Origin of the sequence: Rhodocytophaga aerolata (assembly GCF_030503435.1) — a bacterium.
In the GTDB taxonomy this organism is placed as follows: domain Bacteria; phylum Bacteroidota; class Bacteroidia; order Cytophagales; family 172606-1; genus Rhodocytophaga; species Rhodocytophaga aerolata.
Map to the genome: position 1 here is coordinate 25,283 of NZ_JAUKPO010000028.1, position 16,564 is coordinate 41,846.

Annotated in this window: 15 protein-coding genes and 1 tRNA gene; 5 read left to right on the forward strand and 11 right to left on the reverse strand. The window is 40.3% G+C overall.

The window, feature by feature from the left end; translation table 11 throughout:
- The first annotated feature begins 391 nt into the window (after positions 1-391).
- Together Q0590_RS28685 and Q0590_RS28690 are read left to right on the forward strand one after the other, a co-directional pair.
- Entirely contained in the window at positions 392-1,669 is a 1,278-nt protein-coding gene (locus tag Q0590_RS28685) for a sensor histidine kinase (RefSeq protein ID WP_302041092.1), read from the forward strand.
- A gap of 3 nt (positions 1,670-1,672) precedes the next feature.
- Positions 1,673-2,386, forward strand: coding sequence for a response regulator transcription factor (locus Q0590_RS28690; protein ID WP_302041093.1), 714 nt, complete (start codon positions 1,673-1,675; stop codon positions 2,384-2,386).
- Between the two features lie 204 nt (positions 2,387-2,590).
- Here Q0590_RS28690 and idi read toward each other — a convergent pair whose 3' ends face one another.
- The 7 genes from idi to mltG all read right to left on the reverse strand — a co-directional run bounded on the left by idi (position 2,591) and on the right by mltG (position 7,590).
- Entirely contained in the window at positions 2,591-3,160 is a 570-nt protein-coding gene (gene idi, locus Q0590_RS28695; protein WP_302041094.1) for an isopentenyl-diphosphate Delta-isomerase, read from the reverse strand.
- A 751-nt stretch (positions 3,161-3,911) separates the two neighbouring features.
- Positions 3,912-4,166: a hypothetical protein gene (locus tag Q0590_RS28700; protein WP_302041095.1), complete on the reverse strand. Its 255-nt coding sequence runs from the start codon at positions 4,164-4,166 to the stop codon at positions 3,912-3,914.
- Between the two features lie 74 nt (positions 4,167-4,240).
- Entirely contained in the window at positions 4,241-4,552 is a 312-nt protein-coding gene (locus Q0590_RS28705) for an SDR family NAD(P)-dependent oxidoreductase (RefSeq protein ID WP_302041143.1), read from the reverse strand.
- Between the two features lie 358 nt (positions 4,553-4,910).
- Positions 4,911-4,995, reverse strand: a tRNA-Ser gene (locus Q0590_RS28710).
- A gap of 110 nt (positions 4,996-5,105) precedes the next feature.
- Complete coding sequence (locus Q0590_RS28715; protein WP_302041096.1) at positions 5,106-6,059, reverse strand: YihY/virulence factor BrkB family protein; 954 nt, start codon at positions 6,057-6,059, stop codon at positions 5,106-5,108.
- Positions 6,052-6,468 (reverse strand): acyl-CoA thioesterase, encoded by a 417-nt coding sequence (locus Q0590_RS28720; protein WP_302041097.1) that lies wholly within the window; start codon positions 6,466-6,468, stop codon positions 6,052-6,054. The genes Q0590_RS28715 and Q0590_RS28720 overlap by 8 nt, the downstream gene beginning before the upstream one ends.
- 84 nt (positions 6,469-6,552) lie before the next feature.
- Positions 6,553-7,590, reverse strand: a complete 1,038-nt coding sequence (gene mltG / locus Q0590_RS28725; protein WP_302041098.1) for an endolytic transglycosylase MltG — start codon at positions 7,588-7,590, stop codon at positions 6,553-6,555.
- A 237-nt stretch (positions 7,591-7,827) separates the two neighbouring features.
- Between mltG and Q0590_RS28730 the strand changes: the two genes are divergently transcribed.
- Positions 7,828-8,454 (forward strand): L-threonylcarbamoyladenylate synthase, encoded by a 627-nt coding sequence (locus Q0590_RS28730; RefSeq protein WP_302041099.1) that lies wholly within the window; start codon positions 7,828-7,830, stop codon positions 8,452-8,454.
- 81 nt (positions 8,455-8,535) lie between these two features.
- Here Q0590_RS28730 and Q0590_RS28735 read toward each other — a convergent pair whose 3' ends face one another.
- Positions 8,536-9,411 carry a lysophospholipid acyltransferase family protein gene (locus Q0590_RS28735; RefSeq protein WP_302041100.1) on the reverse strand — a complete coding sequence of 292 codons (876 nt, stop codon included), beginning with the start codon at positions 9,409-9,411 and terminating at the stop codon, positions 8,536-8,538.
- A gap of 171 nt (positions 9,412-9,582) precedes the next feature.
- Between Q0590_RS28735 and Q0590_RS28740 the strand changes: the two genes are divergently transcribed.
- Together Q0590_RS28740 and Q0590_RS28745 are read left to right on the forward strand one after the other, a co-directional pair.
- Positions 9,583-10,215: a WbqC family protein gene (locus tag Q0590_RS28740; RefSeq protein ID WP_302041101.1), complete on the forward strand. Its 633-nt coding sequence runs from the start codon at positions 9,583-9,585 to the stop codon at positions 10,213-10,215.
- Positions 10,216-10,393: 178 nt separating this feature from the next.
- Positions 10,394-12,919, forward strand: a complete 2,526-nt coding sequence (locus tag Q0590_RS28745; protein ID WP_302041102.1) for an ATP-dependent Clp protease ATP-binding subunit — start codon at positions 10,394-10,396, stop codon at positions 12,917-12,919.
- Positions 12,920-12,994: 75 nt separating this feature from the next.
- Here Q0590_RS28745 and kynU read toward each other — a convergent pair whose 3' ends face one another.
- The 3 genes from kynU to Q0590_RS28760 form a co-directional block, all read right to left on the reverse strand.
- Positions 12,995-14,263: a kynureninase gene (kynU, locus tag Q0590_RS28750; protein WP_302041144.1), complete on the reverse strand. Its 1,269-nt coding sequence runs from the start codon at positions 14,261-14,263 to the stop codon at positions 12,995-12,997.
- 101 nt (positions 14,264-14,364) lie between these two features.
- Positions 14,365-15,012, reverse strand: coding sequence for an OmpA family protein (locus Q0590_RS28755; protein WP_302041103.1), 648 nt, complete (start codon positions 15,010-15,012; stop codon positions 14,365-14,367).
- A gap of 82 nt (positions 15,013-15,094) precedes the next feature.
- On the reverse strand, positions 15,095-16,564 hold the full coding sequence (locus tag Q0590_RS28760; RefSeq protein WP_302041104.1) for a hypothetical protein: 1,470 nt from the start codon (positions 16,562-16,564) through the stop codon (positions 15,095-15,097).

Sequence of the window (16,564 nt, forward strand, 5' to 3'; positions counted from 1 at the left end):
TGCCTTATCGTTGCTACCTCCTTTGCTTCACCTGATTCGTTCTCATGTTTAGCCCTACCTGCCAAAAGTATCTTTTCCGATAACAATCAAAAATCCGCATAACCCCATAGGCAACAGTAGGGTTTACATACCCTTCTCCCTTGGGTTACCCTACCTCATGTATAAGCACAACAGTTGGCCCTTGCCTTTTTGCTTGAGAAGTCGGATGAGCATTTAAGCATACAGGAAGACTATTACCCAAGTAAACATAACAAAGATTGGCTTACGGGTTAGTTAAGGGTATGTAAAAGAATGTTAATGAAATGTAAAAGCCGATATTTTTCGCTGGTAAATGCTTACCTTAGACTGACTAAGTTCTTGCTAGCGGTTTATAGGGAATGAATCATAGAATATGAAAAGGAAATATTTACAAGTAATGGTCGTACTAGCTGCTTTCTCGCTCTTTGCCCTGTTAACGATTCAACTATATTGGTTTAACCTAGCCTTTAACGAGCAAGAAAGGCAATTTAATGAAAAGGTAAACATTGCCCTGAGAGCCGTTGCCCATGGGCTTCTTTTGGCGAGCAACGATTCAATTACGGCTATTGGGCCTATCACACAAAGAGCAACCAATGATTTTTATGTTCCCTCCAATAGCCCTGCCAGCTACCATTTAGTGGATTCCCTGGTCCGGGCACAATTGGCCATTTATCAGCTGAAAACAGATTATCAACTCACCTTTTATCAGGCAAAGAATAATCTAGTACTATTAGGGAATTATTGGGCTAATACCACCCCCAAGCGTGGGGCTGTGGAAAAGAATATTGCTTGTATAGGCCGCGATCAGGCAAAAACTCCTATAAACTTTAGTGTAAGCTTTCCTTCGAAAGAAGCTTATCTTGCCGGTGGCATGGGAATATGGCTTTTTACCCTTTTTACTTTTTTACTCGTGCTCACTGTGTTCGCTTATATGGCTATCCGGATGCTGAAAGAAAAAAAGCTTTCAGAAATGAAAACAGACTTTATGAACAGCATGACCCATGAACTAAAAACGCCTCTCACTAATTTATCTATTGCCAGTGAAGTGCTACACAAAAAGCACGATCAGTTAGATGAGCAAAAACGTATTCGCTACGCGTCTATTGTTTTTGAGGAGACGCAACGTTTACAGGTACAGGTAGAACATGTCTTACAGATAGCCGCTTTAGAAAGAGGGCAAGTAAGCTTAAAGATGCAACAGGTAAATATCAATGAGCTGATCAGTAGTATTGCGCAGACAGCACAAGTAAAAATAGGCCAACGCAATGGAAGCATTAACCTGCAATTGAAAGCAGAGAATGCCATTATCAAGGCAGATACGCATCACATCAGTAATGTATTATATAACCTCTTGGATAATGCCGATAAATATTCTCCGCTGCCCCCAGAAATTACACTAAGCACTTATAATACAACGAATGGGCTAGTCATTGCTGTGGCAGATAAAGGTATGGGTATGAATAAGGCAACACAAAAGATGATATTTGAGAAGTTTTTCAGAGCTTCTACGGGAGATGTGCAGCAGGGGGGTGGGTTTGGCTTAGGGTTGAGCTATGTAGAGGCTATTGTTAAAGCTCACCAGGGCTGGATTGATGTAAAAAGTAAACCCAATGAAGGCAGTAAATTTGAAGTGTTTTTTCAGTGCGCTTAATCCATGATCAGTAAAGGCCAAAACCAGAAACTACGTATTTTACTCGTAGAGGATGATCCAAGCATGGGGTATCTTTTGCAAGACAGCCTAGAGATGGCCGGTTATCAGGTGGACTTGTTTTCCGACGGGCAGTCTGCATTAAATGCTTATTTAACTAACAGCTATAATCTAGGTGTTTTTGATGTCATGTTACCCCTGAAAGATGGATTTAGCTTAGCTATGGAAATACGCAGATTGAATCTAGAACTGCCTATTATTTTTCTGACAGCAAGGTCTATGAAAGAAGACCGCATAAAGGGTTTCAAGCTGGGGGCAGATGACTATGTGACAAAGCCTTTTAGTATGGAGGAGTTTATATTACGTATTGAAGCTATTCTCAAACGGGTATATGCAATAGCTAGCCAAGCAGATAAGCAGTCAACGTATAATTTTGGAACTTGCATATTGGATATAGATAATCAAATGCTGACAGTGGGCGATCAGATTTATGACCTGACACAAAAAGAAGCGGGTTTGCTTAAAATTTTCTGCGATAGTCCCAATAAATTAATTGCCAGAGAGATCATTCAAAAAGCTATTTGGGAGGATGATGGGTATTTTGTCGGCAGAAGTTTGGATGTGTTTATTTCCAGGCTCAGAAAAATGCTGAAAGATGATCATAAAGTAAAAATTGTGAATGTGCATGGAAGTGGGTATAAGCTTGACATAGCAGGATAGTCAAACTAAACTCTTTCATCAAACCTATCTACATTTTGCTGGAGACTTAGTAGAGTAGTAAAATTCTTTGGATATAATATATACCCCTTTGTTATTATACCCTATTGCTACTAGTGCTAAAAGTAGGGCTTTCTATCATTTATCTAGCTTAGCAACCATGTAGAATCAAGTAGGGACTTCTCCTGCTATCTTTTGGCAGCCGTTTTATGGCTTCTGCAGATACTCACTAATAGCTTGAGAGGATAAGAGGTTTTTCTGCTCAAGCCTACTAAGAATGATTTTAAACCATTCAGTATACGAATCAGCACAATGCATGATTTGAGTTAATAAATCCCCTATTTTTACCCATTGGAGCGCATGGATCTCTTCTTTGTCGGGAAATAGGTCTCCTTGATAGATACCTAAAAACACTACATCATATTCGTGTTCATAGAGAGCAGTTTGTATATCTTTGACTTTATAAACGAAGCGGAAAGCTTCTTTCAAGGGCGTATCAAAGCCTAATTCCTCTGTTAGTCGTCTATGAGCAGCTTCCGCTATGGTTTCTTGGGGCATGGGATGGCTGCAGCAGGCATTGCTCCACAACCCGGCAAAGTGATACTTTGTTAGCCCACGTTGCTGAATGAGCATTTGATCAGAGCTATTGACAATTATAATACTAAATGCCTGATGAAGGCTGCCTTCGCGGTGGGCTTTCAGCTTGTCTTCATAGCCAATCACCTGCCCTTGTGGATCGAGGAGTATAACCTGGTTTCTTCTCTCTTTTGCTAACATGGGGATAACTGTCAATATAATTATATACGTAATACTACATGCTCAGATCTATCCAAACAAAACCTATACTAGGCATTAAGCCTAGTATAGGTTTTATCACTTGTTAAGATATCAGTATAGTCCGCTCGAATTTATTCATAGGTTCAAAAATAGAGGAGTTATCATTAATTTCCCCCTTTATTTGATATATCAATTCAAATCAGTTCTCTTCCAGCCCATACTTCTTTAAAGAAACTTAATCCCAATGATTGCTAGTGTTAGAAGGTTCCATAAAACTTTCAAAGGAAGTCAGCAGGTATCAACTTATTGCATCCGGGTATTTTCGTGCTCAAAACCTGGAAAGCTGCTGATGCCAAACCGGATAGTTGTGTAACCCTTGGCTATTGTTGTATTGAAGGCACCTACTAGCAAACCAATCAAAGCAAGAATGCACAGCGGCCAGAATGTAGACCTTTTGCCAGCTGGTAGTGAGTAGGTGCTAGGGAAATTACTGGCAAAATAATCCAACTAAACGCCCGTCTTCAGCACAATCATACTTTCTTGTTTTGCACTACAAAATAGGCCTAAATTCCTCTCCTCATTGTCTTAATCCTAAAAGCTATGGATAATAGAATTTGCAGACAAAACCTTATTTCACAACTGGCTTCAGCCCGGATAAGGATAGGTCTGGTTTGCTGATTAAATATTCTGCCCTGGAGGGAATACCAAACAAACTTCCCCATAAACGGTCGAAAGCAGCATCGGGCAGTAGTCAGCGCAGGAAAATGGCTAGCTTTGTGCTGGCAGGGGCTACATAGCGGGCTTTTGGTTTTGAAACGGTGGCGGCAGTTACAATCGCTTTTGCGACTACTTGTGGCTGAACGCCTCTTTTGGCATCTGTCTGTAGATAAAACCTGGCAGCCTGTTCGGCCATTGTCTGGTAAGGCCCATTGGCAGATACCTTGCATAAATGCGCTACGGCGATAGAAGCCCATTCGGTTTTGATAGATCTGGGTTCAATCAGCACTACATCATACCAAAAGGCCTTAGTTCGTTACGCAGACAGTCGCTAAAACCTTCCAGGGCAAACTTTGTGGCCTGTTACCAGCTGCCCAGAAAGGACCATACTTTTCCACCGATAGAGCCTACGTTAATAATCCTTCCGCTTCTTTGCGCTCGCATGGCAGGTAATACTTCTTTAATCATCTGGGCTAGTCCGAACAGCTTTACTTCAAACTGCTGGCGGGCTTCTTCCAGGGGTACGTCTTCCATGGCACAATATAAGCCATATCCGGCATTATTTACCAGCACATCTACTTTTCCGGTTTGTGAAAGAACCCTGGAAACAAATTCACGGATACTGTTGGAATCACTTAAATCCAGGTAGAGTAGGTGTGCGCCCTCCCTGGCCAGGTCTTACATGGACTCCAGCCAGCGGGCAGCCGCAAATACCTGATAACCTTGCTTTAAAAGTGCCAGTACGTTTTCTTTCCCGATGCCACTGGAGGCATCGGGAACAATAGCTGCTAAACCAGAATAGAACTGAAAATATATGTCTCATATCAAATTGTGGTATTAAGTGAAACAATGGATGAATATTGAAAGGTTGTATGAAGAAGCAATATTCGGTTACACATTTATTGCACAAAAATGTGTAACCGAATATGTATTATAACTTTTGAAATTTCTTGAATTTTATGAAAACAATATAAACAAAAACCCTCCAAATCTTAGGATTTGAAGGGTTTTGCATCGGATAAATGGAAGGAAGCAGAGGGAGAGGGATTCGAACCCCCGGACCTGTTACAGTCAACGGTTTTCAAGACCGCCGCATTCGACCGCTCTGCCATCCCTCTAAACAGATTGCAAATGTATAGGCTTACCTGCAATTTGCCAAATGTTATACTATAATTTTTATTCAGCTTACTTATACTTTAGCAGCCTTTCAGCCATCTTTAAGCTATTCTCAGGGTACTTTTACACGCTCCAGGGCATCTAAGGTAACTCCATATCTGGCCTCATCAATACTGGCATTTATTTCAAAGCCCAGCAATAAAGTTAGCGAAAGTAAATATAACCAGATCATCAAGCCTATAAATGTGCCAATAGAGCCATATAATTTATTATAGGTGGCAAAATTGCTGATATAAAAAGAGAAGACATGCGTAATTACAATACAAAGGATAGCAGCCAATATAGAACCTACTGAAAAAAAACGCCATCGCCGGGAAACAGAAGGGGCTAAATGATAAATAAAGGATATAGCCGTAAAGAACACTAAAAATACTACAATGTATTGCAGAAAAGATATAGCGTAAAAACTGAGCGAATCTGTTAATATATGATATTCTATAAGCAGATTCAATACAATATTGCCTATAATCAGTAATAGGATGGCCATAACTAAAACAAACGCCAATAGAAAAGTGATACTGACCGCAATAAATCTCTTTTTTAAAAAGCTCCGTCTCTCGCCGGTCCGGTAACTCCGGTTAAACGCATTCATTAATGCGATTACCCCATTGGTCGCCACATATAGGGTTAAAATGAAACCGATAGATAACAAATTTCCTCTTGGCCTGCTTACAATATCTTCAATGGTGGCAGCGGCTTCCACATAAATACCTTTGGGAAGTACCTGGCCGAGTAGTAACATAATCTGTTTATCCAGGTTATCAATAGGTATATAGGGAATAAGTGTAAAAAGAAAAATAAGCGCAGGAAAAACTGATAGAGTAAAATTAAACGCAACTGCATTGGCCCGGGCATCCAGTTCGTCTTTTTGGATTTTACGCATCAAAATTCTTAGCACCTTTGAAAGAGATGTCTTTCTATCATGGAGATAGATGTTATCGGATTTGTGCTTTAATTTCCGGTAAAGCTCCGATTGAAGAACCACTTTCTCTATGCGGTTATGCATATGGTGTAAAGTAAGGATTCAGTTTAAGCAATAGAGGTTGTGGTGCCGGACAAGGTCTTTTTGTTTGACGGTTAATAAAAACCAACGTAGTATGTCCAGTTGTTAATAGTGTTTGCTGCTCATTATAAATTTCATAGTCAAACACCATCCGAACCTTTGGTAAGGTATGTACAGTCACTTTTACCGTTAGCAGGTCATCATATTGAGCAGGCTGCATATAACGGGTGTTGTATTCGAATACCGGCATCATGATCCCTGAAGCTTCCAGTTCTTTGTAACTGAATCCTAAGTTACGTAAACACTCCACACGGGCAATTTCAAAGTAGCGGGCATAATTGCCATAATATACATATCCCATCTGGTCGGTATCTGCATAACATACTCGTATCTGAACATGATGTGTATACATAACTAATATTTTGCCATTCCACAATCTATATCTTTAAGCTACGATTGTTGTTAAAACTGTGGAAGTTGTATTTGTATGAAAGTATTACTTAATGTTCGCTGCGTTTAGGGCTTTCTGATAGAGCCGCGCATTCTTCAGGTGGTCACTGTAATTAACAGCAAAGTTGTGGTAACCTGAAAAATCTTCTTTTGCACACATATAGATATAGTCATGCTTTTCATAATTCAATACCGCATTGAGGGATGAAATAGACGGCAGGTTAATAGGGCCAGGAGGCAATCCGGTATTTCTATACGTATTGTAAGGGGAATCTACATCCATATGCACTTTTAAAATCCGTTTCAATCCGAAATTCCTTAAGCCAAATACTAAGGTTGGGTCTGCTTGCAAGGGCATTCCTGTCCGCAGACGGTTAATATACAAACCTGCCACTTTGGGTCTCTCATCGGCTTTTTGCGCTTGTTCAGCCTGTACAATAGATGCCAGGATGGATACTTGCACGGGCGTAAAATTTAAGTCTTTTGCTTTTTGCAACCGTTCTTCTGTCCAGTAAGAAGTATACTCTTTGTACATCCGTTCCAGTAGTTTTTCTGCGGAAGTATTCCAATACATTTCATAGGTATTGGGCAGAAACATACACATAATAGTCGTGGTATCAAATCCGTAGCGGCTTACTACTTCTTTATCCGTAATCAGTTGATTGAAAGTGGCTGAATCGGCTTCCAGATTACGGGTAAGCCTGCCGGCCAGTTCTTCTTTCAGCCGTATATTGTTAAACGTTAACTTCACAGGCGACTGCCTGCCTGCACGGAGCATTAACAAGGCATCCCGGTTACCCATATCCTTTTTAATCAGGTAGCGGCCAGGTTTTACTGTTTCCGGATAGTCGAGCATTTTAGCCAGTAACCTGAAAGACATAATGTCGTGCACAATGTCTTTCCGCTGAATAGAGTCTAGTACCGTTTCATACGTGGCTCCGGTTGGAATATATAAATACGTATCCTGTTTATCTACCTGTAGATTGGGTGTTTTCACTACCTGATAGATATAAAAGGAAAAAGTAGCCAGAAGAATAGAGAACGTGATAATTACTCCGGCCAGTAACTTCTTTGATTTAAACATGAAACAAAATTACTAATTTGTCTGATATGCTGTGTAATGTGTCTGCACGTATTCGGCCAATATGTGTTGCAGTCTTATGTAAATTTAATTCAACAGGTAGCAAAACTCTTGCATTTGCAGCTATTAGCTATATGAGTAACCCAACATACACAAAATTAGTATGTACCCTAGTTTATATCCTGTAATCAGTTTAGTATATTTAATACATTCGCTCACCTTAAACCTCAACTTCCTGTTATGTCAGCTACATTCCTGAAGATCTATCCTCAGAACCCTGAGATGAAAAAAATTATCCAGATAGCAAACATCCTGAAAAACGGAGGTGTAGGCATTTACCCAACTGATACGGTCTATGGGCTGGGGTGTGATATTCATAACCAGAAAGCGGTAGAGAGAGTATGCCAGATTAAGGGGATCAAGCCTGAGAAAATTAACCTTTCATTTATCTGTTATGACTTAAGCCACCTTTCAGAGTATGCTGTCGTAAGCACCCCCACATTCAAAATTATGAAAAAAGCTTTGCCTGGCCCTTTTACATTCATACTAAATGCCAGCAACAATGTACCCCGTATCTTGCATACCCCTAAAAAAACAGTAGGTATCCGGGTGCCGGATAATTCCATTGCCCGGACCATTGTAAATGAACTTGGCAACCCCATTGTTACTACCTCTATTAAAGACGATGATGAGGTTATAGAATATTCTACTGATCCTGAACTGATCTTTGAAAAGTTTAAGAAACAAGTAGATTTTGTAATTGACGGAGGTTATGGCAATAATGTAGCTTCTACTATTGTGGATTGCACCCAGGATGAATTTGTAGTAGTACGCCAGGGGCTAGGCGATATTAACCAATATTTGTAAAGCAGCGAAAAAAGAAATAAGAACGCTAGACAGGACGAGTTATGTAGGTATGAATAGTAGATAGACAACAACAATAAGATTTTACTGCCCTTCATCTACTATAGTTTTTGCCCGTTTATGCTTCCACCGTTTATGTGACCACAGCCATTGAGCAGGGGATAGCTTGATGGCTTTTTCTACTTCCTGCACATACGCCTCTATAATAGAATGATCCAGATTACTGGTAACCGGCTCTACCTTTAATGGATGAGCATATACCTCATAATAACCCCTTCTAATTCTTCTCATGCCTACATAAAAAACCGGATAGCCAGTACGCTGGGCTATTTTTGCTGCCCCGGTAAAAAATGGAGTATCCTGATTTAAAAACTGGGTCCAGTAGGCGGTTTCAGGGGCCGGCATCTGATCGGCGACCATGGCAATAATCCGGGTAATGGGTCTACGGCTCACTATCTCCCTAGGTAGTTTATTCATTGGTAGTGGATAAGAGCCAAAACGTGTCCGGATGGCAAGCATCAATCGTTCAGAGAATTGATTATGCAAGGGCTTGTATACTGCATCTACAGCAATATGTTTTTTAGCCAGATTAGCGGAAAATACCAGTTGCAACCACTCCCAGTTAGCTTGATGCGAAGCCATCACAATAATAGATTGGTTATTGGTTAATTCTCTCATACATGCATCAAAGTTTAGTACATGTATCCGGCTATTCAACTCCTGGTCAGATATGGTTAAGGCTTTTACTGTTTCTACAATTACATCTGTGAGGTTGCGGTAAAACTCTTTTGCTATAAGACCAATCTCTTCTGTGGATTTTTCAGGAAAAGCATTTACAAGGTTTCTTTTGACTACTTCTCTCCTGTATTTTAACACATAGTACAAGACAAAAAACAAGCAATCGGAAAGGGCATATAACACACGGAAGGGCAACCGGGATATACTGGTTATTAAAAACATAGATATCAATTAGTAATATTTCAATATTCTTTTTACTCTAACAGGTCTGTTCCTCAGTCAAAGTACATTTCTTAGCAATTATTTTTTAGTCAATTTGCTAAATTCATTCTTTTTATTTTATTTATGGAACAAAGTTATTGAAAGGATATTTCCTCGGATTAAAAATTTGATATGCCTGCAAAGAGTGCAGTAGTAGAATTGCAGTACCTCCCTTGTTTAGAATACTTTGCGTGCTTATTAAAATATGATACGGTATATATTGAGGCACATGAACATTATCAGAAACAAAGTTACCGGAACCGGTGCCATATACTTACCGCTACTAAAGTAGCCATATTGTCAGTGCCCATAGTAAAAGGCAACAGTAAACAGCTGATTCGGGATGTGCAGATAGATTATACGCAGAAATGGCTAACAGATCACTGGCGTACTATTTATTCGGCATACGGCAAAGCGCCTTTTTTTGAGCACTATGCAGATTTTTTTGAAAGAGTTTATGTAAAAAAATATAAATATTTGTTTGATCTGAACCTGGATTTGCTGACAAATTGTCTAAGTTTACTTAAAGTAAATAAGAAAATAAATTTTACAGACAGTTATAAAAGCACGGAAGAAATTGCCGTAAAAGACTTCAGATCAGCCATTCATCCAAAATCAGGAGATAAAAATAGTAATTTATATACACCTGTAAGATATAGACAAAACTTTGGCAACAATTTTGTCTCTAACTTGAGTATCATCGATGTATTGTTTTGTGAAGGCCCCCGGTCGCTTGAAATAATCCGTCAATCTGTGATACTTTAATTATTGATTTACAAACAAATTTCTTTTTGTTTGCGTTATTATTTTACTGCAATCTTTTAAAATTTGTATTTATCACATAGTATTCGTATAGTTCAGTTGTAAACTATACAAATAGTTATCCTTAACTTTATTTACATTAATTGAAAAATTCTCTCATTTATTATAATACTCCTGAAGTATGGAAGCAAAATTCTCAAACAGAGTAAAAGAGGTAATTTCGTTGAGCAGGGAAGAAGCACTTCGTTTAGGCCATGATTATATTGGCACGGAGCACTTACTGCTTGGCATGATTCGCGAAGGAGAAGGGGTGGCTGTGGGGTTACTTAAAAAGCTAGGTATATCGTTAGACGAATTAAGAACATCTATAGAGCAAGCTACTAAAGGTACAGCAACGAATAATGTCAAGAACCTGGCTAATATTCCTCTTACTCGTCAGTCAGAAAAAGTACTGAAAATAACTTATTTAGAGGCTAAAATTTTCAAAAGCCAGCTGATTGGCACAGAGCATCTGCTCTTGTCTATCCTGCGCGATGAAGATAACATTGCCACACAAATTTTAGCCAAGTTTGATATAAACTATGAAGTAATTAAAGAATTACTTGAGTATCATTCGCACAACCCAATGTCTGGTCCGGATACGGATGACAACGATGAAGACAATGCCCGTATGTTTGGCAGTGGTAGCGGTAGTGGCAAAGAATCATCCGGTAAAAATCCTTCTGAAAAATCAAGAACTCCGGTGCTCGATAATTTTGGACGCGATTTAACTAAACTTGCTGAAATAGGCAAGCTTGATCCTATTGTAGGCCGGGAGAAAGAAATTGAGCGGGTAGCGCAAATTCTGAGCCGCCGTAAAAAGAATAACCCAATTTTAATTGGAGAGCCTGGCGTTGGTAAAACAGCGATTGCTGAAGGCCTGGCCTTGCGCATTATTCACAAGAAAGTATCCAGAGTGTTGTTTGGTAAGCGGGTAGTTACCCTGGATCTGGCTTCTCTGGTGGCAGGTACTAAATACCGCGGCCAGTTTGAAGAGCGGATGAAAGCAGTAATGAATGAGCTGGAAAAATCCCCGGAAGTAATTCTGTTTATTGATGAGTTACATACCATTGTAGGTGCCGGTGGCGCTTCTGGTTCTCTGGATGCATCCAACATGTTTAAGCCTGCCTTGGCCCGTGGAGATATACAATGTATTGGAGCTACTACGCTGGATGAATACCGTCAATATATCGAAAAAGATGGCGCGCTGGCCAGACGTTTCCAGATAGTAATGGTAGATGCTACTTCTCCGGAAGAAACCATTGAAATCCTTACCAACATCAAGGAAAAATATGAAGACCATCACCATGTCATCTATTCACCTGAAGCAATTGAGGCTTGCGTAAAACTATCTGACCGTTACATCAGCGACAGATTTTTGCCTGATAAAGCAATTGACGTAATGGATGAGGCAGGTGCACGGGTGCATATAAATAATATTACGGTGCCAGATGATATTCTGAAGCTGGAAGAGCAGATTGAAAATATCAAGAAGGAGAAAAACCAGGTTGTAAAAAGCCAGAAGTATGAAGAAGCTGCCCAGTTGAGAGATAAGGAGAAGCGTTTGCTGGAACAATTGGATAGAGCTAAAAATGCTTGGGAAGAAGATACCAAACAGCGCAGATATAATGTGCAGGAAGAAAACATAGCGGAGGTAATTGCGATGATGACTGGTATTCCTACGAAACGTGTAGCTCAGAACGAAGGCAATAAATTACTGGAGATGGGGAATGAGCTAAAGGGCAAAGTAATTGGCCAGGATGATGCCATTAGTAAACTGGTTAAAGCCATTCAGCGTACCAGAGTAGGTCTGAAAGATCCTAAAAAGCCTATTGGTTCCTTTGTATTCTTGGGTCCTACAGGTGTTGGTAAAACAGAGCTTGCTAAAGTACTGGCAACTTATTTGTTCGACAAAGAAGATGCACTGGTGCGTATAGATATGAGTGAGTATATGGAGAAATTCTCCGTATCCCGCTTAGTGGGAGCGCCTCCCGGATATGTGGGTTACGAAGAAGGGGGCCAGCTGACAGAAAAGATCAGAAGAAAGCCTTACAGCGTAATCTTACTAGATGAGATTGAAAAAGCTCACCCGGATGTGTTTAACTTGCTGTTGCAGGTGTTAGACGATGGTATATTAACCGATGGCCTTGGTAGAAGAGTTGACTTTAGAAACACCATCATCATTATGACCTCCAACATTGGGGTGCGTGACTTGAAAGATTTTGGTGCCGGTATTGGTTTCAGCACCAGAGCCAAATCTGAAAATTCAGATGATCTGATGAAGAGTACCATTGCCAATGCACTGCGTAAAGCTTTCTCTCCGGAGTTCCTGAACCGTTTGGATGATGTAATTGTATTTAATTCTTTACAACGGGAGCATATTCATAAGATTATTGATTTAACTCTGGGTAAATTGTTTAACAGGTTAACTGCATTAGGGTATAGAATAGAGTTGACTGAGAAAGCCAAAGATTTCTTATCTGAGAAAGGGTTCGATCCACAATATGGTGCACGTCCTTTAAACAGAGCTATTCAGAAATACCTGGAAGATCCAGTAGCCGAGGAAATTTTGAAAGGCGAAGTTTCAGAAGGAGATACTATTTTAGCTGATCATGATGGAAAGAGTGAAAATCTGATCATCACTACAGTGGCCAAGAAAGTATCTTAACATATTTTTCATATAGTAAAAAGGCATTGGTAGAAACCAATGCCTTTTTTGTTTTATCATCCGCGTATATATAATTCAGCGTAAGTGACCGGAAAGTATCTCATGAAACCTAAAAACTTCCTCAAATGAATTATACAATGGGGCTGGTGCTACCCTTATGGCATTAGGTTCCCGCCAGTCGGCTATTACGCCTGCTGCGGAGATAGCCTCAAACAACTGCTTCCCTCCTTCTTTTACCAGCAATGATAGTTGACTTCCTCGTTCAGCAGGATTTTCTGGCGTAATTATTTGAATACGTTTTTCCATAACAGGATTGCTCTTCAGCATATATTCCAGATAGCCGGTGAGCTTTTTACTTTTCCGGGAAACAGCTTCCATACCAACTTCATCAAAAATAGCTAGCGCTGCTTTATGTGCAGCCATTAGTAAGATAGGAGCATTAGCCAGTTGCCATCCGTCTGCGCCATAAATTGGTATAAACCCTTTTTTCATCTGAAAACGCTCTTCCTCCCTATGTCCCCACCATCCGGCAAAGCGGGGCAACTGTGTATTGGCTGCATGTTTCTCATGAATAAAGGCGCCTGCTACTCCTCCAGGGCTAGAATTAAGGTATTTGTAAGTGCACCAAACGGCAAAGTCAACCTGCCATGCGTGTAGGTCCAACATAATATTGCCGGCCGCGTGCGCTAAATCAAAACCAACATACGCCCCGGCTTTATGCCCGGCATCAGTGATGGCCTGCATATCGAATACCTGGCCGGTGTAGTAATTTAACCCGCCCATCATAACCAATGCTAATTCCTGGCTATGCTGCTCAATTGTAGATATAATATCCTCAGTTCTTAGCGTACACTCTCCTTCTCTAGGCGCAAGCTCTATAATAACTTCATCCGGATTATGCCCATGATACCGCACTTGCGACTCCAGGGCATATTGATCGGAAGGAAAAGCACCTTTTTCGGTGATGATTTTAATACGTTTCCCAGAAGGCTGATAGAAAGATACCAACATCAGATGCAAGTTAGTGGTGAGGTTATTCATCACAATCACCTCATGAGGCAAAGCTCCTACTAATCTGGCAACAGGCTCTTTAAATTGTTTGTGATAGGTAAACCAGGGATTATCGCCAGTAAAGTGGCCTTCTACAGCCAAATTTTGCCATTTTTCCAATTCTTCTTCTACTAGCTTCCGAACAGATTTTGGCTGTAAGCCCAGAGAGTTGCCACAGAAATAAATAACCTCTTTTCCGTTTTGCTGAGGAATATAAAATTGCTCCCGGTAATTTTTTAAGGGATCTTCTGCATCTAGTTTTCGGGCAAAAGCAAGCGTATTTTCGAACATCATCTGGTGAGAAATCAAAGAAGTGAATTATGGTTATACCCAGCCTACGAAGGAGAACAGATAAAGATTGGTTTTGTTTCCTGAATTTTGCCTTGCAATTAAGACTACCGCTTTTCCAATACACCTATTTTTGGTATTACCTGAATTAGAAACCGTTTATTTCTTGCTTCTTCTGCACCGCTGTATCTGCCCGCACCAAAAAAGCCGCTTCCGGCAATAATTACCTCAAAAGTATTTCGGTCAAACTCGATGCCATTATTTTCCCAGAACTTATATAAAGCCAGCGCCCGCTGATAACTCAACCCATACGTAAAATCACGTTCACTGGTATTCTTCCATAAGTCTTTCTGCGTGGTGTATCTGGCGGCCATCCCCTCAATAATAACAACATACCGCACCGGCTGGTCAGTTTTAATGTTTTTAATCGTATTGGTTAACTTCTCCCCTGCTTCTTTCAATTCATTATAATAGGCGGGAGCAATATCTGCTTTGCCAGACCGGAAAGCAATATCCAGTTTAAGTTCATGACGGCGGTTTACCGAATCGAAACGAAAATATTCGCCTTCCAGGGCACTTAAAGCGGCTTCTATTTCACGTATTTTCTGGTATTGGTTTGCTAGTACAATCAGTTCACTTTGCCTGTCCTGAAAAAGTTTATAGCTCAATATGAACAAAGCCAGCATCACGATAAATAAGGCTGTCATCAGATCAGCATAACTTGCCCAGAATACATTGGTGCTTTTGCTTTTCATGTGTAAATAATGATTTTTAATGACCACATAGAATCTCCCTTGTTCTTCTCATCCCGTTGGGCGGACGTCGTACATGGAAATATCATGTGTTCATAAATCGGGCTAACAGAAACCCAATAAAGGCGGCTAATGCTACACCATAGAAAACGGTGCTTACATAAACGAATATTTTAAACGCCGGAGAGTTCACAAAATCATTTTTCTTTACTTCTGCTGGTACTACCTCCCGGATAATGGTTGGTGCTGACTCTGAGCGGGAAACAGCCGGCTGATTGGCTAATTGGGTAGCAAAGCGGTAATTTTCCCGGCTGTTGTTGAGTTGCTCTATTTCTTTTTTCAGCGAATCTATCTGTTTGGCCAGAGCCACATGTATATTATCTTCCCTCAGTTGGGCAAAATACTCCTCTATCTGTACAGCGGCTTTACGCGAATCTTCCATTAACGTCTGAATTCGCTTCTCTACAAACCGGGTAATGGCATCATCTGCTTTATCGAAATGCTTGCCCATGCTGTCGGTGGCCTGTCCGGCTGTCTGGATATAGGCGTTCAGGTAACGTACCTGTTTCTCTATCAGATTATCGTTTTCCTGTATATAACGGCCTAATCCATGAATACCTTCCCGGAACCCTTTTAAATCATCCATAATCTGCTTAATAGCAGAAAAAGAAGCTTTGCTTTGTTCAGTGAGCACATTTGCTTCTTCTATGGATCGGATAAATTTATCCAGAACAGGCATACTTTTCTCAATTCTGTCGAACACGTCTACATTAGCTTGCACGATTTGCTGATAGCCGCCTTTTTGCAGCATTTCTAAAAAATCTTTTTGAAGAGATAGGTTCTCTGTGATGCCAGCTACCGTTCCTTTGAAAGAAGAAATGTTTTGTGAGAATTCCTGATTAAAAGCATCTAAATTATCTTTTAAGCTAACCAAACTGCTAGCCATATCTGATGACAGGGAAGGCAATAATTCGGCCTGTAAAAATGTATAGTAGTTGTTCTTGTTCCTATCCCTGCGAAGTTTGGCTTGTTTTAGGTAATAATTACCTAACGTGGTGAGTAACAACCCACAGGCGCTAGCAGCCATTCCGATGAGTACGCCACCTAGAAAAGATTGTATGGAGGAATCGTTTATACCTGTAAAAAAAGCTATGCGGATTAACCCAATAATTACTCCCAGGAAAGTCCCCAGCAAACCTACATATAGCGGAAGGGCAATGTTAGCTTCTATGTCATTCTCCAGGGCATCCGACTCGCGTTCCGAAATGTCTTTGAGTATATTAAAATCGGCAGCCGCACCCCGGTTTTTTTGCAGATATAAATTGGTAGCCGATAGTATATGAATAAACTCCCGGTGAAAATCATTATTGGGATTGATCAACTTAAGCCCTTCTGCTTCTTCTATCTGAACAATTTCCAGACCTTCATCTGGGTAAACATCTTTCAGGTTGTTTATTTTCCGTTTATTTTGTATAAACTGATAAAACTGGATCAGCAGAATTATGGCAATACATACAATTTCCAGCAACCGCACTAAATCCATATCTGTCTGCAT

Coding starts and splice junctions, on each gene's coding strand:
- Q0590_RS28685 (WP_302041092.1), top strand. CDS start 392: ATGAAAAGGAAATATTTACAAGTAATGGTCGTACTAGCTGCTTTCTCG.
- Q0590_RS28690 (WP_302041093.1), top strand. CDS start 1,673: ATGATCAGTAAAGGCCAAAACCAGAAACTACGTATTTTACTCGTAGAG.
- idi (WP_302041094.1), bottom strand. CDS start 3,160: ATGTTAGCAAAAGAGAGAAGAAACCAGGTTATACTCCTCGATCCACAA.
- Q0590_RS28715 (WP_302041096.1), bottom strand. CDS start 6,059: ATGCATAACCGCATAGAGAAAGTGGTTCTTCAATCGGAGCTTTACCGG.
- Q0590_RS28720 (WP_302041097.1), bottom strand. CDS start 6,468: ATGTATACACATCATGTTCAGATACGAGTATGTTATGCAGATACCGAC.
- mltG (WP_302041098.1), bottom strand. CDS start 7,590: ATGTTTAAATCAAAGAAGTTACTGGCCGGAGTAATTATCACGTTCTCT.
- Q0590_RS28730 (WP_302041099.1), top strand. CDS start 7,828: ATGTCAGCTACATTCCTGAAGATCTATCCTCAGAACCCTGAGATGAAA.
- Q0590_RS28735 (WP_302041100.1), bottom strand. CDS start 9,411: ATGTTTTTAATAACCAGTATATCCCGGTTGCCCTTCCGTGTGTTATAT.
- Q0590_RS28740 (WP_302041101.1), top strand. CDS start 9,583: ATGCCTGCAAAGAGTGCAGTAGTAGAATTGCAGTACCTCCCTTGTTTA.
- Q0590_RS28745 (WP_302041102.1), top strand. CDS start 10,394: ATGGAAGCAAAATTCTCAAACAGAGTAAAAGAGGTAATTTCGTTGAGC.
- kynU (WP_302041144.1), bottom strand. CDS start 14,263: ATGATGTTCGAAAATACGCTTGCTTTTGCCCGAAAACTAGATGCAGAA.
- Q0590_RS28755 (WP_302041103.1), bottom strand. CDS start 15,012: ATGAAAAGCAAAAGCACCAATGTATTCTGGGCAAGTTATGCTGATCTG.
- Q0590_RS28760 (WP_302041104.1), bottom strand. CDS start 16,564: ATGCAGACAGATATGGATTTAGTGCGGTTGCTGGAAATTGTATGTATT.